This window comes from Streptomyces sp. 3214.6 (assembly GCF_900129855.1).
Lineage (GTDB): Bacteria > Actinomycetota > Actinomycetes > Streptomycetales > Streptomycetaceae > Streptomyces > Streptomyces soliscabiei.
Window position 1 is genome coordinate 1075139 of record NZ_LT670819.1, and the last position, 20591, is coordinate 1095729.

25 protein-coding genes and 1 pseudogene are annotated in these 20591 nt (G+C 72.4%); 10 read left to right on the forward strand and 16 right to left on the reverse strand.

All coding sequences use genetic code 11. The features are described 5' to 3' along the window. Window positions 1-9 precede the first annotated feature (9 nt). On the reverse strand, window positions 10-2061 hold the full coding sequence (locus B5557_RS04730) for a ricin-type beta-trefoil lectin domain protein (RefSeq protein WP_079657926.1): 2052 nt from the start codon (window positions 2059-2061) through the stop codon (window positions 10-12). A 321-nt stretch (window positions 2062-2382) separates the two neighbouring features. Beyond that, window positions 2383-3276 (reverse strand): helix-turn-helix domain-containing protein, encoded by an 894-nt coding sequence (locus tag B5557_RS04735; protein ID WP_079657927.1) that lies wholly within the window; start codon window positions 3274-3276, stop codon window positions 2383-2385. 59 nt (window positions 3277-3335) lie between these two features. On the opposite strand from B5557_RS04735, the gene B5557_RS04740 reads away from it, so the two are divergent. Beyond that, a complete protein-coding gene (locus tag B5557_RS04740; protein WP_079657928.1) occupies window positions 3336-4139 on the forward strand; it encodes a phytanoyl-CoA dioxygenase family protein in 804 nt (267 codons plus the stop codon). 8 nt (window positions 4140-4147) lie between these two features. On the opposite strand, the gene B5557_RS04745 is transcribed toward B5557_RS04740, so the two are convergent. Next, a complete protein-coding gene (locus B5557_RS04745; RefSeq protein WP_079657929.1) occupies window positions 4148-4663 on the reverse strand; it encodes a flavoprotein in 516 nt (171 codons plus the stop codon). A 9-nt stretch (window positions 4664-4672) separates the two neighbouring features. Further along, the gene (locus tag B5557_RS04750; RefSeq protein WP_079657930.1) at window positions 4673-5134 is read right to left on the reverse strand and encodes a nuclear transport factor 2 family protein; all 462 of its coding nucleotides are present in this window, start codon (window positions 5132-5134) and stop codon (window positions 4673-4675) included. A 131-nt stretch (window positions 5135-5265) separates the two neighbouring features. Between B5557_RS04750 and B5557_RS04755 the strand changes: the two genes are divergently transcribed. Further along, window positions 5266-5811, forward strand: a complete 546-nt coding sequence (locus tag B5557_RS04755; RefSeq protein ID WP_079657931.1) for a TetR/AcrR family transcriptional regulator — start codon at window positions 5266-5268, stop codon at window positions 5809-5811. A gap of 19 nt (window positions 5812-5830) precedes the next feature. Here the strand turns inward: B5557_RS04755 and B5557_RS04760 are convergent, their stop codons facing one another. Further along, a complete protein-coding gene (locus B5557_RS04760) occupies window positions 5831-6043 on the reverse strand; it encodes a ferredoxin (protein ID WP_079657932.1) in 213 nt (70 codons plus the stop codon). A 12-nt stretch (window positions 6044-6055) separates the two neighbouring features. After that, window positions 6056-7426 carry a cytochrome P450 gene (locus tag B5557_RS04765; RefSeq protein WP_231976253.1) on the reverse strand — a complete coding sequence of 457 codons (1371 nt, stop codon included), beginning with the start codon at window positions 7424-7426 and terminating at the stop codon, window positions 6056-6058. A 332-nt stretch (window positions 7427-7758) separates the two neighbouring features. Between B5557_RS04765 and B5557_RS04770 the strand changes: the two genes are divergently transcribed. Both B5557_RS04770 and B5557_RS04775 read left to right on the forward strand, forming a co-directional pair. Next, entirely contained in the window at window positions 7759-8382 is a 624-nt protein-coding gene (locus B5557_RS04770; protein ID WP_079657933.1) for a LysE family transporter, read from the forward strand. 146 nt (window positions 8383-8528) lie between these two features. Continuing rightward, entirely contained in the window at window positions 8529-8978 is a 450-nt protein-coding gene (locus B5557_RS04775; protein ID WP_079657934.1) for a nitroreductase family deazaflavin-dependent oxidoreductase, read from the forward strand. A gap of 81 nt (window positions 8979-9059) precedes the next feature. On the opposite strand, the gene B5557_RS04780 is transcribed toward B5557_RS04775, so the two are convergent. Beyond that, on the reverse strand, window positions 9060-9977 hold the full coding sequence (locus B5557_RS04780) for a cation diffusion facilitator family transporter (protein ID WP_231976533.1): 918 nt from the start codon (window positions 9975-9977) through the stop codon (window positions 9060-9062). A 239-nt stretch (window positions 9978-10216) separates the two neighbouring features. Between B5557_RS04780 and B5557_RS04785 the strand changes: the two genes are divergently transcribed. Together B5557_RS04785 and B5557_RS04790 are read left to right on the forward strand one after the other, a co-directional pair. After that, window positions 10217-11236: a glutathione S-transferase family protein gene (locus B5557_RS04785; RefSeq protein WP_079657936.1), complete on the forward strand. Its 1020-nt coding sequence runs from the start codon at window positions 10217-10219 to the stop codon at window positions 11234-11236. 43 nt (window positions 11237-11279) lie between these two features. Beyond that, complete coding sequence (locus B5557_RS04790) at window positions 11280-11576, forward strand: DUF4235 domain-containing protein (RefSeq protein WP_079657937.1); 297 nt, start codon at window positions 11280-11282, stop codon at window positions 11574-11576. A gap of 131 nt (window positions 11577-11707) precedes the next feature. On the opposite strand, the gene B5557_RS04795 is transcribed toward B5557_RS04790, so the two are convergent. The 4 genes from B5557_RS04795 to B5557_RS43530 form a co-directional block, all read right to left on the reverse strand. Further along, window positions 11708-12100: a VOC family protein gene (locus tag B5557_RS04795; protein WP_079657938.1), complete on the reverse strand. Its 393-nt coding sequence runs from the start codon at window positions 12098-12100 to the stop codon at window positions 11708-11710. A 73-nt stretch (window positions 12101-12173) separates the two neighbouring features. Further along, window positions 12174-12638 carry a pyridoxamine 5'-phosphate oxidase family protein gene (locus B5557_RS04800; protein WP_079657939.1) on the reverse strand — a complete coding sequence of 155 codons (465 nt, stop codon included), beginning with the start codon at window positions 12636-12638 and terminating at the stop codon, window positions 12174-12176. Then, entirely contained in the window at window positions 12635-12808 is a 174-nt protein-coding gene (locus B5557_RS43525; RefSeq protein WP_159424326.1) for a hypothetical protein, read from the reverse strand. The genes B5557_RS04800 and B5557_RS43525 overlap by 4 nt, the downstream gene beginning before the upstream one ends. Beyond that, the gene (locus B5557_RS43530; RefSeq protein ID WP_143688140.1) at window positions 12805-12999 is read right to left on the reverse strand and encodes a hypothetical protein; all 195 of its coding nucleotides are present in this window, start codon (window positions 12997-12999) and stop codon (window positions 12805-12807) included. Before B5557_RS43530 ends, B5557_RS43525 begins: the two co-directional genes overlap by 4 nt. A gap of 24 nt (window positions 13000-13023) precedes the next feature. On the opposite strand from B5557_RS43530, the gene B5557_RS04805 reads away from it, so the two are divergent. Both B5557_RS04805 and B5557_RS04810 read left to right on the forward strand, forming a co-directional pair. Then, window positions 13024-13386: a DUF1304 domain-containing protein gene (locus tag B5557_RS04805; RefSeq protein WP_079657940.1), complete on the forward strand. Its 363-nt coding sequence runs from the start codon at window positions 13024-13026 to the stop codon at window positions 13384-13386. After that, the gene (locus B5557_RS04810; RefSeq protein ID WP_079657941.1) at window positions 13383-13946 is read left to right on the forward strand and encodes a TetR/AcrR family transcriptional regulator; all 564 of its coding nucleotides are present in this window, start codon (window positions 13383-13385) and stop codon (window positions 13944-13946) included. Before B5557_RS04805 ends, B5557_RS04810 begins: the two co-directional genes overlap by 4 nt. Window positions 13947-13953: 7 nt before the next feature. On the opposite strand, the gene B5557_RS04815 is transcribed toward B5557_RS04810, so the two are convergent. The 3 genes from B5557_RS04815 to B5557_RS04825 all read right to left on the reverse strand — a co-directional run bounded on the left by B5557_RS04815 (window position 13954) and on the right by B5557_RS04825 (window position 17613). Further along, entirely contained in the window at window positions 13954-14811 is an 858-nt protein-coding gene (locus B5557_RS04815) for a hypothetical protein (protein WP_079657942.1), read from the reverse strand. Window positions 14812-15007: 196 nt separating this feature from the next. Beyond that, window positions 15008-16114 carry an NAD(P)-dependent alcohol dehydrogenase gene (locus B5557_RS04820; protein WP_079657943.1) on the reverse strand — a complete coding sequence of 369 codons (1107 nt, stop codon included), beginning with the start codon at window positions 16112-16114 and terminating at the stop codon, window positions 15008-15010. A gap of 44 nt (window positions 16115-16158) precedes the next feature. Further along, complete coding sequence (locus B5557_RS04825; RefSeq protein WP_079657944.1) at window positions 16159-17613, reverse strand: aldehyde dehydrogenase family protein; 1455 nt, start codon at window positions 17611-17613, stop codon at window positions 16159-16161. Between the two features lie 104 nt (window positions 17614-17717). Between B5557_RS04825 and B5557_RS04830 the strand changes: the two genes are divergently transcribed. Continuing rightward, window positions 17718-18185: a MarR family winged helix-turn-helix transcriptional regulator gene (locus tag B5557_RS04830; RefSeq protein WP_079657945.1), complete on the forward strand. Its 468-nt coding sequence runs from the start codon at window positions 17718-17720 to the stop codon at window positions 18183-18185. Between the two features lie 237 nt (window positions 18186-18422). Beyond that, on the forward strand, window positions 18423-18803 hold the full coding sequence (locus tag B5557_RS04835) for an anti-sigma factor antagonist (protein ID WP_231976254.1): 381 nt from the start codon (window positions 18423-18425) through the stop codon (window positions 18801-18803). 22 nt (window positions 18804-18825) lie between these two features. Here the strand turns inward: B5557_RS04835 and B5557_RS04840 are convergent, their stop codons facing one another. Together B5557_RS04840 and B5557_RS42550 are read right to left on the reverse strand one after the other, a co-directional pair. Next, window positions 18826-19779, reverse strand: a complete 954-nt coding sequence (locus B5557_RS04840; RefSeq protein ID WP_079664593.1) for a ribose-phosphate diphosphokinase — start codon at window positions 19777-19779, stop codon at window positions 18826-18828. Window positions 19780-19854: 75 nt separating this feature from the next. Further along, window positions 19855-20307: pseudogene (locus B5557_RS42550) on the reverse strand (alpha/beta fold hydrolase); the annotation flags it as partial. Window positions 20308-20591: the final 284 nt, after the last annotated feature.

The window sequence follows — 20591 nt, forward strand, 5'->3', positions numbered from 1 at the left end:
GCTCGGTCGTCAGGGGCGCCCGCCGCCGAAGCCGGAGCCGTAGCCGTAGCCGTAGCCGCCGTAGCCTCCGCCGTAGCCGTATCCCCCACCGTAGCCGCCGCCGTAGCCCGAGCCGCCGTAGCCGTATCCGGAGCCGCCGGAGCCCGGCCCGCCGCCCCACGAGCAGGAGGACCAGTTGGAGGGCGAGCAGGACGTGTTGTTCGAGCCCGCGGAGGGGCTCGTCGACGGCGGGGCCGTCGGGGTGGCGGACGGCGTCGGCGCGGGCGTGGGCGTCGGGGGCTTTGCGGCCTTGGGCGTGGAAGCCGGTTCCGGGGTGTCGGAGGGGGTGCTGTCGGCGCCCCAGTTGACGAACTGCATCTGCGCGTCGGGCTGCGAGGTGTCGATCACCCAGCGCTGTGCCGCGCTGTCCACCCGGTTCTTCAGGACGAGGGCGCCCGACCCGTCGGTGGCGGCGGGCGCCAGCGCCAGGTTCTGGCCCGAGCGCGGAACGAGCGTGCCCTGGAGGGTGAAGTCGTACCGGACGTTCTTGGGGTCGGGCTGGGAGGCTCCCGCGCAGGGGGCCAGCCGGACCGAGTAGCCGAGGCGGGAGTCCAGGCACAGGTCGGCGTTGGCGGCGCTGCGCAGCAGCCCGTCCGGTGCGTACGACCACTGCTGGCCGGCCGCGGAGGAGCAGGCGGCGAGTTCGGTCTCGGCGCCGCTGACGGCCTTGGTGCCGACGATGCCGATGCACAGCCCGGAGGCGACGTTGTGCAGCCGGCCGCGCAGGGTGCCCTGGGCGTCCTCGCCGCTGTCGATCCAGGACGGGTCGGAGGCGGCCGCGTCCGTCCCGGGCGCCGGGGTCTTGGCAGGCCCGCTGTTCGCGGCCGGGGAGGTTGCGTCCCCGGAGCCGGTGGCGGCCCACACCACGAGCGGCAGGACGACCAGCCCGCTCACCGTCAGGACGGCGGCGGTGAGGTTGCGGCGGCGGGCGGCACGACGGGCCGCCTTGTGGGCCGAACGGCGCGATCCGGCACGGGAGTCGGCGCCGGGCACGGCCCGGGTGCGGGACGGGCCGCCGGTCCGCGCTCCGAGCCGGGAGAACGCGCCCGCTCGCACTCCGGCGCGGGAGTCCGCGCCGGCGTCGACCGGGCCGCCGGGCAGCGCGGGGGCGGGGTTCCCGTCGGTGAAGGCCTCGCCCGCGTAACTGGGCAGCTGCTCCGCGACCGGGTCGGCGCTCTCGCCGTCGCCGGCCACTCGGACCTGCACATAGGCCGCGGCGGCCCAGCCGAGGACCCCCTCGGCCAGCGCGGCCCCGAGCAGGCCCTCGAACTGCCGCAACTGGTCGGCGGTGTGGGCGCAGTGCCGGCACTGTTCCAGGTGCGCGCGCAGGTCGGGGTCGAGGTCGACGCCGCCGCGGCGGCAGGTGACGTCCAACAGCCGGTGGTAGCGGTGGCACTCGTCGTCGGTGGCGAGTTCGCGGTGCACCTGGAGGCACTCCTCGCGCAGCCGCTCCCGGGCCCGGGCCAGCTCGGCGCGGGCGCCGTCGTCCTCCAGGCCCAGCAGACCGGCCGGGACGGCCAGCGGCTCGGCCTCCACCTCGGTGTGCCAGAGCAGGCAGCGGGCGGACTGCGGCAGCCGCTGGAACGCCCGGGACAGCATGCGCCGGTGCACGGGCGGCAGCAGCCGGGCGGCCGCGCGGTCGCCGTTCTCGCCCTCGGAGCGCAGTGCGGGATGCAGCAGGTCGCGGCGGCCGTCGGCGTCCCACTCGGCGGCGATGCGGCGCACGGTGACCAGCAGATGGGGGCGCCAGGCGGCCGTCGGCCCGTTCTGCCGCAGGGTCTCGCCGAAGAGCCGGGTGAAGGCGGCCGTGGTGAGCATGCCGGCCGCGCGCTCATCGTCGGTGCACAGCCGTGCGTAGGCGAAGGCGGCCTCCCAGTGCCGGTCCAGCAGCTCGCCGACGGGATGCGGCGCGGGCGTCGCCCCCGTCCACTTCTTCAGCTCCGCGCTCAGCTGTTCGTCCGTCGCCTCGTAGCGGCGCGCCGAAGGGGAATTCGACAGGCCTGCGTCATTCACGGTCTGCATTCCTTCCGGGGACATGCGGCATAAAGTCCATACCATCCGGTATGCGACCCCGCCCACGAGGCGAGGTCGACCAGCACAGGATTCGGCACCCTTGATGTCCGTGGGGGGACAGCTCTTTTGAAGCGTGGGGGAAAGAGAACGGGAGGCGCCTCACGCGCAGTGGAGAACGTTGTCCGTGCGCCGACAAGGCACACCTTCGCACAGCCGGACCAGGAGGAACAAGGGATCTCGCGGTTTCGTGCATGCGTACGACATGAATAATTTTGACGAAACGTCAATCCTGGATGGGAGATGTCTTCGAGGTGCCTTTCGGGACGGTAATTAGGTGCGCATTCCGTCCCGGTACGCGCCCGGCGGTGTCCCGTAGCGCGCGCGGAAGACACGGCTGAAGTGGCACGCGCTCGCAAAGCCGGAGGCCGCGGCGACGCGTTCCACGGGCAGGTCGGTGCTCTCCAACAGCCGTGCGGCATGGCGCAGTCGGGCCTCGCGCAGGGCCCGCATCGGGGACTGGCCCACGTGCTCGGCGAAGAGGTGGGCGAAGCGCGAGGGCGAGAGCGCGACCTCCTCGGCGAGCGAGCGGACGGTGTGCGGGGCGCCGGGGTCGCCCGCCATCCGCGCCTGCACCCGGTGGACACGGTCGTCGACGCCGGTCGGGGACGCGGGAGTGCGCGCCGAGGCGGTGGCCAGCAGGACGACCTCCTCCAGCGCGCACAGGGCGAGTTCGCGGGCGGCTGCGCCCTCGGCCACCATGATCCCGGTGTCCCCGGCCTCCGCCGCGGCGCCTGGCCGGCGGGCGTCGGCGGACATGCGCCGCCAGGCCGCCCCGACCCGGTCGTGCGGTGCGGCCGGGACAGGCCGGGCGAGGTACAGGCCGTCGCCGGCGTCGTACGGGCGGAGCCAGGGGGTCCAGGACGGGCGGGCCTGACAGTGGGCCCACCAGAACTGCCAGCGGCGGGCGCCGGGTTCGACGGTGTAGGCGTGCGGGACACGCGGCGCGAGCACCACCAGGTCCCCGGCGCCCGCCCGTACCTCGCTGCCGCCCTGCCGCACCCGGCCGCGCCCGTCCGTCGTCCAGATGAACAGCCAACTGTCAGAACCCCGCGGCCGGTCGACGCCGTACCCCACGCCCTCGTCGAAGTGACCGACCACCACCCACCCGGGCGGCGGCGAGGGATCCCCGGGCACGGCAGTCCTGGGCAGGTCGTCAGCACGCATGGGCATCCTCCGTACGCCGGGTCCGGCACAACATGAGCGGGTCGACCAAGGAGGCACATATGACCGTCCCGGACCTCGGCCTGACCCCGGCCGCGCTGCGACAGTACGAGGAGGACGGCTTCACCGTCGTCCGGGGGCTGTTCGCGGTCGACGAAGTCGACCGTCTGCGCGCCGAGTTCGCCGCGCTGCAGGCCACCGGCGAGGCGGTGCCGGGGCACTTCGAGCCGCGGGCCGGCGACGACCCGCTCGACCGGTACCCGAGGGTGATGCACCCGCACGAGATCTCTCCCGTCGCCCGGCGGGTGCTGCTGGACGCGCGTCTGCGGGGCGTGCTGGAGCAACTGCTCGGCGAGGAGGTGCTGGCCGCGCAGAGCATGTTCTACTTCAAGCCGCCGGGTGCCCGGGGGCAGGCGCTGCACCAGGACAACTTCTATCTGCGGGTGGAGCCCGGCACCTGCGTGGCGGCCTGGCTGGCCTGTGACGTGATCGACCGGGACAACGGCGGCCTGGAGGTCGTGCCGGGTACGCACCGGATGGATCTGTTCTGCCCGGAGGAGGCGGACGCGGAGATGTCGTTCGCCCGGGAGTACGTACCGCCGCCGCCCGGGGTCTCGGCGGTGCCGGTCGACATGGCGCAGGGGGACGTCCTGTTCTTCAACGGCAGTCTGGTGCACGGGTCGCAGCCCAATCGGACCGTCGACCGGTTCCGGCGGTCGTTCATCGGGCACTATGTCGGGCTCTCGGCTCGGCGGATCGGGCGGTACTACCGGACGGTGTCCATGAGCGGGGAACGGGTGGCTCTGGCGGTCAGCGAGGGGGCCGGGCCGTGCGGTACGGAGTTTGCGCCGCAAGGCCCGCATTAGGCGGCGGTTCAGCCGAGCAGGTCCAGCGCCCGCTCCCAGCCGAACCCCTCCTGCTCCACTCCGTCGTACGGATGTCCGAACCGGACGCCCATCCCGCGGAGCCGTATCAGGCTGTCCTGGTAGGCGGGGTGCCCGGCGAGGGTCTCGTTCACGCAGGGCAGGACGCCGATGGGTATCCCGAGGCCGGAGACCTCGCACAGGGTGCCCAGGGCGAGGGTGTCGGCGATCCCGGCCGCCCACTTGTTGATCGTGTTGAAGGTGGCCGGGGCGACGACGACCGCGTCGGGCTCGGGGAAGGGCCGCGGATCGCCGGGACGCCGCCAGGCGGAGCGGATCGGGCGCCCGGTCTGCGCCTCGACCGCCGCGGCGTCGAAGAAGCCGTTCATGGCGAGGGGGGTCGCAATGACGCCGACGTGCCACTCCCGCTCCTGCGCGGCGGTGATCAGCTTGCCGACGTCCGCGGCGATGCCGGCGGCGCAGACGACGACGTAGAGAAAGGGCGACTGCTCGTCCTGTTCGGTCACCCGGGAACCCTACTCAAGAGGGAAGGTCAGCCCTCGTTCGGCGTCGGGGCGCGGTCCGTGGATGCGGCGGTCGGCCTCCTCGATCGGCACGTCGTTGATACTCGCCTCACGGCGCGTCATCAGCCCGCGCTCGTCGAACTCCCACAGTTCGTTGCCGTAGCTGCGCCACCACTGCCCGTCGGCGGCACGCGACTCGTACTGGAAGCGGACGGCGATGCGGTGGCCGTCGTGGGCCCACAGGTCCTTGCGGAGCGCGTACTCGTGCTCGCGCGCCCACTTGGCGGTGAGGAACTCGACGATCGCGGCGCGGCCGGTGAGGAAGGTGTCTCGGTTGCGCCAGACGGAGTCCTCGGAGTAGGCGAGCGCGACCTTGTGCGGGTCGCGGGTGTTCCAGGCGTCCTCGGCGGCTTGGACCTTCCGGGCCGCGGTCTCCCGGGTGAAGGGCGGCAGGGGCGGGCGGCTTTCGGACATCGAGGTCTCCTCGGTCAGGGGCGTCGGGTCTGCACTGCGGTCGAGCGGAGAACGTGCGTTCTCCTCGCGGCTGCTAACGTAGAGAACGCCCGTTCTCCCGTCAAGGAACCTCAGAGGAGCGTGATTCGTCCATGGACAGCGCGACAGCCCGTGAGCAGGCGCTCGACGCCGCGGAGAAGCTGTTCTACGGGCGGGGCGTGCAGTCCGTCGGCATGGACGACGTCCGGGGCGCCTCGGGAGTCTCACTGAAGCGCCTCTACCAGCTCTTCCCGGCCAAGGAGCAGTTGGTGGAGGCCTACCTGGAGCGGCGGGACGTGCGCTGGCGCGGGCGGCTCGCTCGGTCCGTGGCCCGGCAGGAGGACCCCCGGGAGCGGATCCTGGCCGTGTTCGACTGGCTGGAGGAGTGGTTCGCCGAGCCGGACTTCCGGGGCTGCGCCTGGATCAACGCCTACGGCGAGCTGGGCGCCACCTCGGAGCGGGTGGCCCGCCAGGTACGGGCGCACAAGGAGGCGTTCCGGGACTACCTCGGCGGCCTGGTCGCCGACGCCGCCCTGCCGCCCGCGCTGACCGGCCCGCTGTTCCTGCTGGCCGAGGGCGCGATGGTGACGGCCGGGATCGGCGGCGGCGCCGCCCCGGCGGTGCAGGCGCGCGAGGCGGCGCGGCTGCTGTTGGGCTGAGAAGCACCCGTGGCGGGGGTCAGACCGCCGTCTCGGACACCTTGATCGCGCCGACGGGACAGGCCCGCGCGGCCTCCTTCACCATCGGGTCGCCGCCGCCGTCCTCGCGGCCTGGCACGAGGGCGCTGAAGCCGTCGTCGTCCTGGGTGAAGACGCCTGGGGCGGCCAGGGCGCACTGACCGGCGCCGATGCAGACGTCCGTGTCGATGTGGATCGGCGTGTCGCTGGGCATGGATGCAGCCTCTTACCAGGTCACGGGGAGGTGCAGCATCCCCTGGATCGTGTCGCCGGGCTTGAAGCGGACCTCGTCGGCCGGGATGGCGAGCTTCAGGCCGGGGAGCCGTTCGAGGAGGGCGCCCAGGGCGATCTCCAACTCGGCGCGGGCCAGGTTCTGGCCGAGGCACTGGTGGATGCCGAAGCCGAAGGCCACGTGGTGGCGGGCGGAGCGGTGCCAGTCGAGGGTGTCCGGGGCGGGATAGGCGCGCTCGTCGCGGTTGATGACGGAGGTCGCGAAGACCAGGCCCTCCCCGGCGCGGATCGTCGTCCCGGCCACCTCGATGTCCTCGGTAGCCTGGCGCAGCAGCCCGTCCGCGATGGACAGCATCCGCATCAGCTCCTCGACGGCCGCCGGCAGCAGCGACGGGTCGGCGCGCAGTTCGGCCAGCCGCTCGGGGTGCCGCAGCAGGGTGTAGGTGCCGAGGGAGATCATGTTGGCGGTCGTCTCATGGCCCGCGACCAGCAGGATCGTGGCCAGGGCGATCGCCTCATCCCGGTCCACGGTGCCCTCGCGCAGCTGCTCGTGGACCAGGGCGTCGAGGACACCGTCGCCGGACGGCGCCTGCAGTTTGCGGTCGATCAGCGCGCCGAGGTAGCCGTCGAGCCGGTCGCGCGCGTCACGCACCTCCTGCGGCACCCTGCTGCGCAGCAGCCGTCGCGACTGTTCCTCGAAGAACTCGTGGTCGGCGTAGGGGACGCCGAGCAGTTCGCAGATCACCGTGGACGGCACGGGCAGCGCGAAGGCGTTCACGAGCTCCGCGGGCGGGCCCTGGGCGAGCATCGCGTCGATCCGCTCGTCGACGATCCGCTGGATGGCCGGGCGCAGGGCGGTGGCTCGTTTGAGGGTGAAGTTCGCGACCAGCAGCCGGCGTTGGGTGTGGTGTTCGGGGTCGTCGACGTTGAGCAGGGCGGTCCGGCGGTCCCCCAGCGCCTTGATGCGGGGCGTGGTCGCCGGGTAGCCGGGGCGGGTCCGGTCGGTCGACAGACGGGGGTCGCAGAGCAGGGCGCGGGCCTCGGCATGACCGGTGACCAGCCAGGCGGTCCGGCCGTCGTACAGGGTGACGCGGGCCAGCGGACGGGAGGCGCGCAGAGGGTCGTAGGCGGTGGGCGGGTGGTAGGGGCAGGTGCGGTCCTGCGGGAAGGCGACGGAGGCCGTGGCATAGGCCGGGGCCGGACTGCGCACGGGATCCGTACCGCCCGTCCGCCCTTCCGCGGCCCCCGCGCCGACGGCGTTCATCGTGTTCGCCGCGTTCGGCGCGTTCGCCGCGTTCGGCGCGTTCGCCGTGTTCGGCGCGTTCGGCGTGTTCATCGTTTCCGTCAGGTCTGTTTTTTCCGTCATGTCTGTCATGGGTGACCTCGCAGACGATGGATGCGTCATACCGATCTTCATTAGATGCCCTGTGCACCTATAGGGCGACGTGCAGTTCGGCCAGATCGACGAATGGGGCGATCCGGCCGGTATCATTCGCTCCGGCGGGTCGTTCCGGGCCGTGGCGGCGCGCTGGGGTCGGCGGCGGAAAACCGGTTGCCGCCGGCCGGTCGCGGGCCGCAGGATCCGTCCATGTCCACGTGCGATGCCCGCCTGCCGCTGCCGCTGATGTCCGCCGCCGCTCTTCCGGCGCCGGTCCAGCAGCAGTCCGGCCGTCACCGAAGGCGCGACGCCGTCCGACCGTGACGGCCGCGCTCGTCGCGGGCCTGGTCGCGGGATACGGCATCGCCGTGCCCGTCGGCGCGGTCGCGACCTACCTCGTCTCCCTCACCGCCCGCACCTCCCTGCGCACCGGCGTGTGCGCCGCGCTCGGCGTCGCCACGGCGGACGGGCTCTACGCCCTGGTCGCCACGGTCGGGGGCACCGCCGTCACCGCCGCGCTGCGACCGGTGCTGACGCCGATGCGCTGGGCATCCGCCCTGGTCCTGCTGGCGCTGGCGGCCCGAGGCGCGGTGACGGCCGTGCGCCGGCACCGGGCCCACCGGCTCAGCACCCGTACCGCACCGCCCCCGCCGAGCCCGGCCCGGGCCTACGCGAGCCTGCTCGGCATCACCCTCCTCAACCCGGCCACCGTGGTCTACTTCGCCGCGCTGGTCCTCGGCGCCGGTGCCGGCGACTCCGTACGTCCCCTGGACCGGGGCGTTTTCGTGACGGCGGCCTTCGTCGCCTCGGCGAGCTGGCAGTTGCTGCTCGCCGGGGGCGGCGCGCTGCTGGGCCGGGCGCTCACCGGGCGTCCGGGGCGCCTGGTGACGGCATTTGTGTCGAGCGGCGTAATGACGGTGCTGGCCGTGCGCATGACGGGGTAGGCGTGCACTGTGCACCGCCGGAGGAATGGATCACACGGGTACCTGTGTTGAAGCAGGTGCGCGTCGGACGGGCTGACACGGATGGCCGGCCACACATCGATACGGCGATGCGACGACATGTCGACAGGACGAAGGGGACGAATGCCATGCCTCTCGAAGGCGAGTACGAGCCCAGCCCGACGCAGTGGGTGCGCGAGCAGGTGGAGCGGTACGAGAGCTCAGGCGGCACCGAGGGGACGACGCTGCAGGACACGGGACTGCCGGTCATCCTGCTGACGACCCGGGGCGCGAAGAGCGGGAAGATCCGCAAGACGCCACTGATGCGGGTCGAGCACGACGGCCGGTACGCCCTGGTCGCCTCCCTGGGCGGAGCGCCGAAGCACCCCGTCTGGTACCACAACATCAAGGCCGATCCCCAGGTGGAACTCCAGGACGGGCCCCTCAAGCAGGACATGACGGCCCGTGAGATCACCGGCGCGGAGAAGGCCGAGTGGTGGGAGCGTGCCGTCGCCGCATATCCGCCGTACGCCGACTACCAGAAGAAGACGGATCGGGAGATCCCGGTGTTCGTCGTGGAACCGGGCGCCGGCCGCTGAGCGGAGGAACACCCTCCAGGAATTTCGTAGAAAAATCTGCCGTGGGTGCGCATGAACGGGCGCGCACCGGGCAGCCGAAGGTCAGGCCCCGCCGCGTTCCCCCGTCGCGGCGGGGCTTTCGCGTCCCTCGCGCGCCGGGCGGTCGGTCACGTCCAGGAAGATCGGGGCCGCCTCCGGGGTCGTGCGGGCGATCGAGCGCTTGATGCGGACGGCGACCTCTTCGACCCGCTCGCTGTCCAGCCCCGGCATGAGGTCGACGCGGGCCGCCACCAGCGTCGAGTCCAGTCCCGTCTTCATCGTGAACAGCGCCTCCACGCTGTCGATCTCGGGCTGGGCGTCGAGGAGCGCCCGGATCCGGGCGCCGGTCTCGGGGTCCGCCGCCTCGCCGATGAGCTGGTCGCGGGCCGCGCGACCGAGTCCGTAGGCGACGTAGACGAGCAGCACACCGATCGCCACCGAGGCGCCGGCCTCCCAGACGACCTGCCCGGTGACCATGTGCAGGACCATGCCGATCGCGGCCAGGGTGACGCCGAGCACCGCCGTGCCGTCCTCGGCGACGACCGTGCGCAGGGCCGGGTCGCGCAGGCCCGCGAGGCCGCCGCCCTGCCGGTGCACCTGGTGCAGGGCCCGCAGCAGTGAGACGCCCTCGGCGAGGAAGGCCACGCCGAGCACGATCAGGCCGACCACATAGCCGCTGAATGTCTCGTCGGCGCCGGTCCGCAGGGCCTCGACGCCCTGGAAGACGGAGAAGCAACCGCCCATCACGAAGATCCCGACGGCGGCGAGGAGCGACCAGAAGAAGCGTTCCTTGCCGTAGCCGAAGGGGTGCCGTTCGTCGGCCGGGCGTCGGCTGCGGCGCAGCGCGGCGAGGAGGAAGACCTCGTTCAGGCTGTCGGCCACGGAGTGCGCCGCCTCCGACAGCAGCGCGGGCGAGCCCGCGATCACGCCGCCCACCGCCTTGGCGACGGCGATGACCAGGTTGGCGGCGAGCGCCAGCAGGACGGTGAGACGTGTCCTGCGATCCGCTGCGCGGCCGGTCGTGCGGTCGGACGTGTGCTGGGAGGAGGGGCCAGTGGTGTGCTCGGACGTGTGGCCGGTCGTGTGCTCGCTCGTGCGGTCGGCTGTACTCACCTTCGCCGACTGCCCCTGCGGGTCGGGATCACACCGTGCCGTCGGCGGAAATCGGGGAACGCGGTCAGCAGGACACACACGCACCGCGGCGAGCAGCGGGAGGAACCATGAGCGGCGGGGGCGACGGCAACAGCGCGTACGGGCGCACGCCCTTCACGAGGTCCAGGAGTCACTTCACGGACCGGATCACCGCGGACGGCAGGGACGGCTGGCCCGTGACGGCCGGCCGCTACCGGCTGGTGGTGAGCCGGGCCTGTCCCTGGGCGAGCCGGGCGGTGATCTCCCGGCGGCTCCTGGGGCTGGAGGACGCGCTGTCGATGGCGATCGCCGACCCGATCCAGGACGACCGCAGCTGGCGCTTCACGCTCGACCCGGACGGCCGCGACCCGGTGCTCGGCATCCGGTATCTCAGCGAGGCGTACGACAAACGGGAGACCGACTACCCCGGCGGGGTCAGCGTGCCGGCGGTCGTGGACGTGCCCAGCGGCGAGCTGGTCACCAACGACTACCAGCAACTCACCCTCGACCTCGCCACCGAGTGGACGGCCCTGCACCGCCCCGGCGCCCCCGACCTCTACCCGGACCGGCTGCGCGACGAGATCGACGCGGTCATGGCCGACGTGTACAAGGACGTCAACAACGGGGTGTACCGGGCGGGTTTCGCGCGCGAGCAGGGCGAGTACGAGGAGGCGTGTGCGGGGGTCTTCCGGCGGCTGGAGCTGCTGACGGACCGGCTGGCCCGGCAGCGGTATCTGGTCGGCAGCTCGATCACCGAGGCCGACATCCGACTGTTCACCACGCTGGTGCGTTTCGACGCCGTCTATCACGGACACTTCAAGTGCAACCGCTGGAAGGTGACGGAGAATCAGGTCCTGTGGGGGTACGTCCGGGACCTCTTCCAGACGCCCGGCTTCGGTGACACCGTCGACTTCGACCACATCAAGCGGCACTACTACCGGGTGCACACCGGCATCAACCCGACCCGGATCGTCCCCCTCGGCCCCGACCTGGCCGACTGGCTCGCCCCGCACCACCGCGAGGAGCTCGGCGGCCGCCCCTTCGGCGACGGCGCCCCGCCCGGCCCGGTGCCCGCCGACGAGGAGGTTCCGGCGGGCGGACGACCCTGACAGAGCCTGACAGAGCGTCTGCGAGAGAAGGAGTGAGGCAACCGTGGCCAAAAAGAGGAAACTCCCCCTTGTCTACCAGCCCGTCGGCTTCGTGCTGGGCTGGGCGAGCGGTGGCCTCGCCGGGCTCGCGTTCCGCAAGGTGTGGATGGCGATACGCAACGAGGACGATGCCCCCGACGCCCTGGACCGGGACCGTGGCTGGGGCGAGATCCTGCTGGCCGCGGCAGTCCAGGGCGCGATCTTCGCGGTGGCCCGCAGCGCCGCCGACCGCACCGGCGCCAAGGCGATCGAACGGTCCACGGGAGTCTGGCCGGCCAAGGAAAAGGGCGGCCGGGACTGAACCCGCCCGGGACGCCCGAGACGAGGACCTCCGGGACGGCCCTCCAGGAGGGGGATGCTCTGCGGCAGGGCAGCCAGGCGGCCGGCCGGGCGCGGGCCGCCCGTGTTCGGGGCGGCCCGGGTGTCTCGGGGTCAGCCCTGTTTCGGGGCTGTGGAAGGTTCGAGGCGGAGGGTGAAGGAGTGGCCCGCCGGGTCGGCGTAGCCGCGTTCCTCGTGAGGGCCGGAGGCACCCTTGGTCTCCAGGGGGCGGCCGCCCAGGCCCACGATCCTGCGTTCCACCTCGTCGAGGTCGTCGACGAGGAAGTCCAGGTGGGCCTGGAGGGCGTTCTCGGGGCGCGGCCAGCTCGGCGGGGTCGCGTTCACGTCGCGCCGGAAGGCCAGGCGGGTGCCGTCGGCGCCCCTGATCTCCACACGGTTGGCGGTCGAGTCGGTCGCCTCGGCGTCCAGTAGTCCCACATAGAACTCGGCGAGCTTCTCGGGCTCGGCACAGTCGAGCACCACGACGCCCGCTTTCACCAATGCCATGTCGTCTTCTCCTCCGCGAGGTCCGGGCGGGGGCGAGCGCGTCCCGTCCCCGAACCTTGCGGATACCCCGGTTTCAGTCGGCCACCAGCCACTCCCCGTCCCGCATCAGCTCGCGCCCCTGGAGCTCGTCGGCCTCACGCCAGGCCTGGATCCGGTCCGGGAGGACCCGGAAGTACAGGTACCGCGCGGACAGTTCACGCGGATCGAAGCCGGTCTTGCCGGCGAAGATCTCGGCGTCCTCCTCCGGCAGCTCGGCAGGCGGCACGGCCACGGCCGTCCCCTCGATCATGACGACGTCCCGGGTCGGGCCGACGCCGACCCGGGCGATACCGGTGGCCAGCAGGTTGCGGCCGGTGGGGCTGGTGGCGGGGGTGGCGAAGAGGAGTGTCGCGCCGTCCCAGACGTAGGAGAGCGGGACCAGGTACGGGGCCGCGCCGTCCTCGGCGGCCGTGGCGACCCATGCGTCCACGTCGTGTTCCAGCCGGTGGAGCGTGTCGAGCTTGCGCTGCTTCGCGGGGCGTGCGATTGCTGACGTCATGTCTCCAGTGTGACCTTCACCTGCCCGGCTGTCAGAAGGATCGGCGGAGGGTGACGAGGCGGGGCGAAGCCGTGGCGTGCGTAGAAACGCGGGGCGTCAGTGTTGTCCGGGTAGGCGGTCACCTCGGTCTGGCCGGCGCCCTGTTCGGCGGGGCGGACGTACCGGCTCATGACGCCTCGATGACGGTCTCGAAGGACCCGGCCGCGTGTTCGTGCGGCCAGTCGGCGTCGACGGCCGGGTCGCGGGTGCCGGCGTCCTCGGCGAAGAGCCCCGCGCTGGAGGCGACGAGGCCCCGCTGACAGCCCATCTCCCTCCGCAGCGGGCTGGACTTCCTGGACAGGTGTCCCGCTATAGTGGACACCTGTCCAAGAAGTTGAGGGAGACCATGGAAATCCTGGCGAACGTGCTGGTCGTTCTGGTGGCGGCGCTGCATCTCTACATCCTGGTGATGGAGATGTTCCTGTGGCAGAAGAAGCCGGGGATGTCGTTCCACGGCTTCGACGCGGAAATGGCACGGCGGACCGCCCCAATGGCCGCCAACCAGGGGCTCTACAACGGTTTCCTCGCGGCGGGCCTGGTGTGGGGGCTGATCGCGGCCGACCCGACCGGGTTCCGGGCGCAGGTGTTCTTCCTGTCGTGTGTGATCGTCGCGGGTGTGTACGGCGCGGTCACGGCGAACCGCCGGATCCTTGTCGCGCAGGCCCTGCCCGGCGCGCTCGCCCTGGCCGCCGTCCTGATCGCGCAGTGACCCGCGGCGAGCCCGAGGACCCGCGGGCGGCCCGCACCCGGGCGCGGCTGCGGGCCGCACTGCTCCAGGAGTGCGCGCAGCGGCCGTTGGAGGAGGTCGGCGTCGCCGCGCTGGTGCGGCGGGCCGGTGTCGGGCGGGCCACGTTCTATGTGCACTATCCCGACCTGGAAGCCCTCGCGGTCGACGCCTGCGCGGACGTCGTACGGGAGGCGGTGGAGGCGCTGCACGCCTGGCAGGGGCGGCCGGACCCGGTACGGGCGCCGGCCGCGCTGGCGGAGTTCTTCGGCTCGCTGACCCCGCACGCCCCGCTGTACCGCACCCTGCTGGCGCCGGGCGGCGGGGGCCCGCTCGGCCGGGTGCTGCACCGGGACCTGCGGGCCTACAGCCTGCGCGAGCGCCAGCGGGCCGGCGCGGCGGACGCGCCGCTGGTCGCCTCCGCCGTCGCCGCGACCTTCGCCGGGGTGCTGGCGGACTGGCTGCACGGCGATCTCGACGGCACACCCGGTGAGATCGCCGACCAGGTGTGGCAGTTGCTGGTCGCGCTGCACGCGAGCCGCTGAGCGACGGTCACGCGCAGGCCACCACGTCCTTCGCCAGCGGCCAGGCCTCGACGCCGTCGGGCGTGCGGACGTAGGCCGTCGTGCGGTCGTCCGTGAGCCACAACTGCCGGTCCCCGTAGCGGTATCCGGTGTCGTGCGCGTCGGGGGGCATCGGGACGTCGCCGTCGTACGGGGAGGTGAGGAGGTCGCCTTCGAGCACACCGTCGGGGTCGCGGACGTACTGGCGGCGGTCCTTGTCCGGGCCCATCCCGAGGAAGTGCGCCTTCTGCCAGCCGCAGTGCTCCGCGCCGGCGTAGCTGCTCAGTGTCGTGGTCGCGACCCGCTTCCCGTTGCGGTCGGTCCAGATCTCCTGGTCGCCGGAGTCGGTGACGCTCACGGGGAGTTCGGCCGGATCGCAGGAGGCCTGGGTCTCCGGGCCCCAACCCGGCCTGTTCTTCTGGTCCTTGGCGACGACGACCGCCACCTTCGTCCGGCCGCCGACGTCGTAGGAGTACAGGACGCGGTCGCTCTCCTTACGCTCCGCACGGAATCCGGAGCGCGGACCTGACGGCTCGAACACGTGGAAATAGAGCTTGAGCCCCTCCGCCGGGGTGTCTCCGCCGTCGCGCTCGCTCCACCCGTCGGGCCCGCTGCCCCAGGCGATCTCACCGTCGCACTCCAGCGCCCGGCCCGCGGCGCCCGAGGCGAGGAGCATGGCCGCCGGGGTGTCCTCCTCCACCTGCTTCGTGGCGATGTGGAGCGGGCCGCTGTAAGGGCTCGCCACGGGACTGGCCTCGATGATCATGCCCTCGTCCCCGTCGCCCCCGGCGCCGCATCCCACGGCAGCCACCAGTGCCGCCGTCACCACGACGAGCCCTCTGCGCACGTCCGCCCCCTCATTCACCGACCGTTTCCCACACCCCTTCGACGCCGCTGCGGACCGCGACGTTCAGCGGGCCGTCCGGAACGTCCCGCGGTACGCCGGCGGGGTGACGCCGATGGCCACGTGCAGGTGCCGGCGCGGGAAGGCGGGCACCGGCCGGACCATCGGGAGCTGGTCCTGAGGGTCGCCCGACCGTAGGTCAGAAGGTCAGGACCGGCTTGATGGTCTTGCCCGAGGTCATGTCCTGGACCGCCTGCCCGATGTCGGCGAAGGCGTAGGTGCCGATCAGGCGGTCCAGCGGGAGTCGGCCTTCCTTGACCAGCTCGACCAGGGCCGGGATGAAGGTCTGCGTCTCGGCGTCGCCGAGGGTGAGGCCGACGACCCGCTTGCCGCCCAGCAGCCCGTTGACATCGAGGGCGACCTCGGTGCCGAAGGGCGGTGCGCCCACGACGACGAGGGTGCCGCGGGCGGCGAGCGCGTCGACGCCCTGCCGCAGGACGGCCGTGCTGCCCGTGGTCTCCACGATGCCGTCGGCGCCCTGCCCGCCGGTGATCTCCGCGATGGCGTCACCGAGGGCGGCCTGGCCGGCGTCGACGGTGTGGGTGGCGCCCAACTCCTTGGCCAGGGTGAGGCGTTCGGCGACCTTGTCGACGGCGATGATCGTGGTGGCCGGGGTGAGCGCGGCCGCCATCACTGCCGAGAGGCCGACGGCTCCGGCGCCCAGCACGACGATCGTGCTGCCGGTCGTCGGCGTCAGCACGTTCCAGACGGCGCCCACGCCGGTCTGGACTCCGCAGCCCAGCGGGGCGATCGACGCCAGCGGTACGTCCGGGTCGACCTTGACAAGGCTGCGCTCGTCGACCAACGCCCGCTCCGCGAAGGACGACTGGCCGAAGAAGTGGCCGCCGAGGGCCTCGCCGTCCCGGCTGATGGTGCCGGTGCCGTCGGCACGGCGCCCGCCGATGAGGTTCAGCGGCAGCCAGGTCGCGCAGTAGGCGGGGTGGCCGCCGTGGCAGTTGCGGCAGTCGCCGCAGGAGGTGAAGGACAGCACGACGTGATCGCCGGGGGCGACGCCGGTGACGGCGGAGCCGACCGCCTCCACGACGCCCGCGCCCTCGTGACCGAGGACTCCGGGCAGCGGGAAGGGCAGTCCGCCGCTCGCGACGCCGAGGTCGGTGTGACACACCCCGGCCGCCACCAGGCGGACCAGCGCCTCGTGCGGCGCGGGGTCGTCGAGGACGACGTCGGAGAGGGTGAAGGGGGCTCCGCCGGACTCGACGACGGCGGCGCGTGTGATGGTGGACATCGGTTGAACTCCCTTTGTTCCTACCGGTGTTCCGGTAGGCGCGTTCAGTCGAGCGAGACGACGACGGACTTGACCTGGGTGTACGAGTGGAGCGCCTCGGGGCCGTACTCGCGGCCGAAGCCGGAGTCCTTGACACCGCCGAAGGGCACGGCGGGGTCGAGCATCGCCCAGTCGTTGACCCAGACGATGCCGGCCTGGAGGCGGTCGGCGACGCGGTGGGCGCGGGCCAGGTTGCCCGTCTGGACGCCCGCGGCCAGGCCGTACGGCGTGGAGTTGGCGAGGGCCACGGCCTCGTCCTCGGTGTCGAAGGGCTGGACGGTGAGGACCGGGCCGAAGACCTCCTCCTGGACGACCCGGGAGTCGTTCGCGAGGTCGGCGATGACCGTGGGCTTGTAGTAGTAGCCGCCGTCGAGGTCGAGTCGCTCGCCGCCGCAGACGATGCGGGCGCCCTCCTTGCGCGCGATGTCGACGTACTCCTCGACCTTGCGCAGGTGCTTCTCCCCCGCCATCGGGCCGACGACGGTCTCCACCTGCCGGGGGTCGCCGACGGGCACGCCGGGCACGGCCTCGGCGAGGATGTTCAGCAGGGTGCTGTAGACCGGGCGGGCCACCAGCAGGCGCGGGCCGCCCATGCAGAACTGGCCGGTGTTGAAGACGAATCCCTTGATGATCGCGCCGACGGCCTTCTCCAGGTCGGCGTCCTCGAAGACGAGGTGCGCCGCGTTGCCGCCGAGTTCCATGGTCACCGGCTTGAGGTTCTCGCCCGCGACGCTCGCCGCGTGCCGGCCGATCGCGGTGGAACCGGTGAAGGCGATCTTGTCGACGCCCGGGTGTCGCAGCAGCGCCTCGCCGGCGACCGGACCGCTGCCGGTGACGACGTTGACGACGCCGTCGGGGACGCCGGCCCGCTGGAGCAGTCCCGCCATGTACAGGGCGCTGAGCGGGGTCTCGTCGGCGGGCTTGTGCACGACCGTGTTGCCGGCGGCGAGGGCCGGGGCGAGCTTCGAACCGGCCAGGATCAGCGGGAAGTTGAAGGGGGTGATCGCGGCGACCACGCCGATCGGGCCCCGCTTGGTGTAGGCGTGGGCGTTCATCGGGGTGTCGCGGTGCGCGCCGTCCAGCGAGAAGGCGAGGGACGCGAAGTACTCGTAGTCGTTGGCCGCGTTGGTGACGTCGACCGCGTGGGCCAGGGTGATCGGCTTGCCGACGTCGAGGCTCTCCAGCCGGGCGATCTCGTCGGCCTCCGCGCGGATCAGCTCCGCGGCCCGGAGCAGGATCCGGCCGCGCTCCCGGCCGCTGAGGCCGGACCACGGTCCGGCGTCGAAGGCCTCCCGCGCGGCCCGTACCGCCGCGTCCACGTCGGCGGCGCCCGCCTCCGCGACGGTGGTGACGACCACGCCCCGGGACGGGTCGACCACCTCGGTCCGCGCTCCGTCCACGGCCTCGCGCCACTGTCCCCCGATGAACAGTCGACCGGGGTCGATCTCGAAGGTGGTCATCACCACTCCTCAGCATCGTCGCCAAGATTTCAACAAACAGGATTCCTGTTGGTCCGCAGTCTCGTTACGGACAGGTTTCCTGTCAATGGTCTACGCTCGGACTCATGGCCGGCACCCAGACAACCAAGGCAGCAGCGTCCGCACCTCAGCCCCATCGGGCGCCCCCGTCCCTGCTTTACATGGTGAAGCAGGTGGAGCTGGTCGCGCGATCCCACCTGGACGAGCTGGTCAAGCCGTCCGGGATCACGGCACTGCAGTACACGGCGCTCACCGTGCTGGAGCGGCACGACGGCCTGTCGGCCGCCCAGCTGGCCCGGGACTCCTTCGTCACCGCCCAGTCCATCGCCGACCTGGTGCGCTCCCTGGAGGGGCGCGGGCTGATCCGCCGCGAGCGCAATCCGCGCAACCGGCGCGAGCTGCTGATCCTGCTCACCGAGGAGGGGCGCGGGCTGCTCGAGCGGCACGCCGGGCCGGTGCGGGAACTGGAGGAACGCATGGTGCGGGAGCTGACGGCCCACCAGGAGGAGCAGTTCCGCGCCGCCCTGTCCAAGGCGTGGCACGCGCTGTCCTAGGACGCCGGGAGCCTCGGCCCGCCCCCTCGCCCGCCCCCTCGCCCGCCCCCTCGCCCGGCACTTCGTTCACAAGGCGAAAAAACTCGGACACGGTCGGTTGCATTTCGAAGACATATGTCAATCGAACATGCTGGAATTCACTCCAACGGGGGTAACTTGCTGGGGCGGGGAACTGCTGCGTGTGCCCCGGCCGTTGGAAGCTCCCGACCGGTGGAGCGGGTTGGAGGCGATGTCGTCGTGCAGCAGGAACCCACGGCGGACACCCCGCACCTGCGCATCCGCCAGGACCGGGGGTACACGGTGCTGGAGTTCCGCGGTGAGATCGACATCGTCGCGGCCACGGAGATCGGCCCGCGCCTCGACGACGCGACAGCCGGTCCCGACTCCCGGATCGTGATCGACCTGACCCGGATCGAGTTCTTCGACTGCTCCGGGCTGCGACTGCTGTACCGGGCGCGCGCCCGGGTCCTGGGCCAGGGCGGGCAGCTGCACCTCGTCTGCGCCCATCCGCTCACCCTGCGGATCCTGCGGGCCACCGGACTGTCCCGGCTGCTGCCGCCCGCCACGACGCTGGACGCGGCCCTGGAACGGCCCGAGGCCACGTCCGGCACGTTATGACGGCGCCGCGAAGCGCTACCGCCTACTCACTGCGCACCGCGTCGAACAGGGCGCTGACGGACTCGCCGTTGTGAATGCGGCGCACGGCCTCCGCGAGGGCGGGAGCGATGGACAGGATCCGCAGCTTGTCCGTGTGCTCCTCCTCGGGCACCGGCACGGTGTTGGTGCACACGATCTCCAGCACGTCGGGCTGCTCGCTGAGCCGTTTGAGGGCGCCGGCCGCGAACAGGCCGTGCGTGCACGCCACCCGTATCGAGCGCGGTTCCAGCTCCCTGAGCCGGTCGAGCAGTTCCAGGACCGTGCTGCCCTTGGCGATCTCGTCGTCCAGGACGATGACGTCCCGCCCGGCGACCTCGCCGATGACGGCGCTGATGCTGACCCGGTCGTCGGCGTAGCGCTGCTTGGCGCCCGCCGCCACCTGGGCGCCGATCATCCGGGCGAAGGCGGCGGCCTCCTTGGCGTTGCCGAGGTCCGGTGAGACGACGGTGGTGCGGGTGAGGTCGTAGCGGCGGAAGTGGGCGGCCAGTTCCCGGTGGGCGTGCAGGTGGTCGACGGGCATCGAGAAGAAGCCGTGCACCTGGGGCGAGTGGAGCGTCATGGCGAGCACCCGGTGCACACCGGCCGCCGCCATCAGGTCGGCGACCAGACGGCCCCCCAGCGAGATCCGGGGCGCGTCCTTCTTGTCGGAGCGGGCGTAGGAGTAGTGCGGCATGACGACGGTGATCCGGCCCGCCGACGCCCCGCGAGCGGCGTCGCACATCAGCAGCAGCTCGACGAGATGCTCCTGCACGGGCCGAATCAAGGGCTGGACCAAGAAGACGTCCCGTTCCCGGCAGTTGGCCTGGAGCTGGACCTCCAGACAGTCGTTGGCGAACCTGCTGAGGCGGGTGGGGCTCAGAGGCACGCCGAGGTGGGCACAGACCTCGGCGGCCAGCTCGGGGTGGGCACTGCCGCTGAACACGGAGATGTCTCGCACGATCGGCTCCTCGCTGATCATGTCCGGCTGGGGCGGGGGCTCTCATGCTACGGACCACGTCCGTTATGCCCACCCTCAGGAGTGCCCCGGAGTCCCGGAAGCCCTCTGGAGCACCCAGAATCCACTGAGCTCCCTGAGCGCCCCTGAGCTCCCCGGCACGGTCAGCAGGGTGCCGTCCGGCAGGTGAGCTGGTTGGCGTAGAAGCCGGGCAGCGAGGCGCGCAGGCCGGTCAGGGGACGGTCGGGGTGGCAGGTGGCCGCAGGGGCGGCGATGTCGAGCAGCCGGGCGAAGACGGGGGGCGATCTCGTCGTCGGGGGCGAGGGCGTGCACGGCGCGCGGGTTCGCCGCCACACGGTCGCGGTGCGCGGCGAGGTACTCGGCGGCCGGTGTGGCGCCCCAGGAGGCGCCGAGCAGGACCGCCTTCTCGGCGCCGATCCGCTCCCGCACGGTCTCCAGGTCGGCGACCTGGCCGGCCGCTCCGACCACCGGGGAGCCGGTCGGATCGGCCGGCCGGGTGAAGCGGCCGGAGCCGAGCCGGTCGTGACGGCATCCGCACGCTCGCGGCGGGCGACGCGCTCCTCGGGCCGGCCGTCACCCGCCGGGTGATCGCCGAGTTCGCCCGCGCCATCCCCGTCGAACCGCCGCCGGACACGGCCCGCCGGCCCGCGCGGCTGACCGAGCGGGAGCACGCGGTGCTGCTTCTGCCCGGCCGGGGCCCGGCCAACGCGGAGTTCGCCGGACGGCTACACATCGGCGAGGCGACCGTGAAAGACGCACGTGGGCCGGGTCCTGGACAAGCCGGGCCCGCTCGA

What these genes read in the sequence shown, in the direction of transcription:
- B5557_RS04730 (WP_079657926.1), bottom strand. Translation starts at nt 2,061, where the DNA reads ATGCAGACCGTGAATGACGCAGGCCTGTCGAATTCCCCTTCGGCGCGC.
- B5557_RS04820 (WP_079657943.1), bottom strand. Translation starts at nt 16,114, where the DNA reads ATGTCCACCATCACACGCGCCGCCGTCGTCGAGTCCGGCGGAGCCCCC.
- B5557_RS04750 (WP_079657930.1), bottom strand. Translation starts at nt 5,134, where the DNA reads ATGTCCGAAAGCCGCCCGCCCCTGCCGCCCTTCACCCGGGAGACCGCG.
- B5557_RS04805 (WP_079657940.1), top strand. Translation starts at nt 13,024, where the DNA reads ATGGAAATCCTGGCGAACGTGCTGGTCGTTCTGGTGGCGGCGCTGCAT.
- B5557_RS04740 (WP_079657928.1), top strand. Translation starts at nt 3,336, where the DNA reads ATGACCGTCCCGGACCTCGGCCTGACCCCGGCCGCGCTGCGACAGTAC.
- B5557_RS04785 (WP_079657936.1), top strand. Translation starts at nt 10,217, where the DNA reads ATGAGCGGCGGGGGCGACGGCAACAGCGCGTACGGGCGCACGCCCTTC.
- B5557_RS04760 (WP_079657932.1), bottom strand. Translation starts at nt 6,043, where the DNA reads ATGCCCAGCGACACGCCGATCCACATCGACACGGACGTCTGCATCGGC.
- B5557_RS04735 (WP_079657927.1), bottom strand. Translation starts at nt 3,276, where the DNA reads ATGCGTGCTGACGACCTGCCCAGGACTGCCGTGCCCGGGGATCCCTCG.
- B5557_RS04830 (WP_079657945.1), top strand. Translation starts at nt 17,718, where the DNA reads ATGGCCGGCACCCAGACAACCAAGGCAGCAGCGTCCGCACCTCAGCCC.
- B5557_RS04765 (WP_231976253.1), bottom strand. Translation starts at nt 7,426, where the DNA reads ATGACGGAAAAAACAGACCTGACGGAAACGATGAACACGCCGAACGCG.
- B5557_RS04795 (WP_079657938.1), bottom strand. Translation starts at nt 12,100, where the DNA reads ATGGCATTGGTGAAAGCGGGCGTCGTGGTGCTCGACTGTGCCGAGCCC.
- B5557_RS04775 (WP_079657934.1), top strand. Translation starts at nt 8,529, where the DNA reads ATGCCTCTCGAAGGCGAGTACGAGCCCAGCCCGACGCAGTGGGTGCGC.
- B5557_RS04800 (WP_079657939.1), bottom strand. Translation starts at nt 12,638, where the DNA reads ATGACGTCAGCAATCGCACGCCCCGCGAAGCAGCGCAAGCTCGACACG.
- B5557_RS04755 (WP_079657931.1), top strand. Translation starts at nt 5,266, where the DNA reads ATGGACAGCGCGACAGCCCGTGAGCAGGCGCTCGACGCCGCGGAGAAG.
- B5557_RS43525 (WP_159424326.1), bottom strand. Translation starts at nt 12,808, where the DNA reads ATGAGCCGGTACGTCCGCCCCGCCGAACAGGGCGCCGGCCAGACCGAG.
- B5557_RS04825 (WP_079657944.1), bottom strand. Translation starts at nt 17,613, where the DNA reads ATGACCACCTTCGAGATCGACCCCGGTCGACTGTTCATCGGGGGACAG.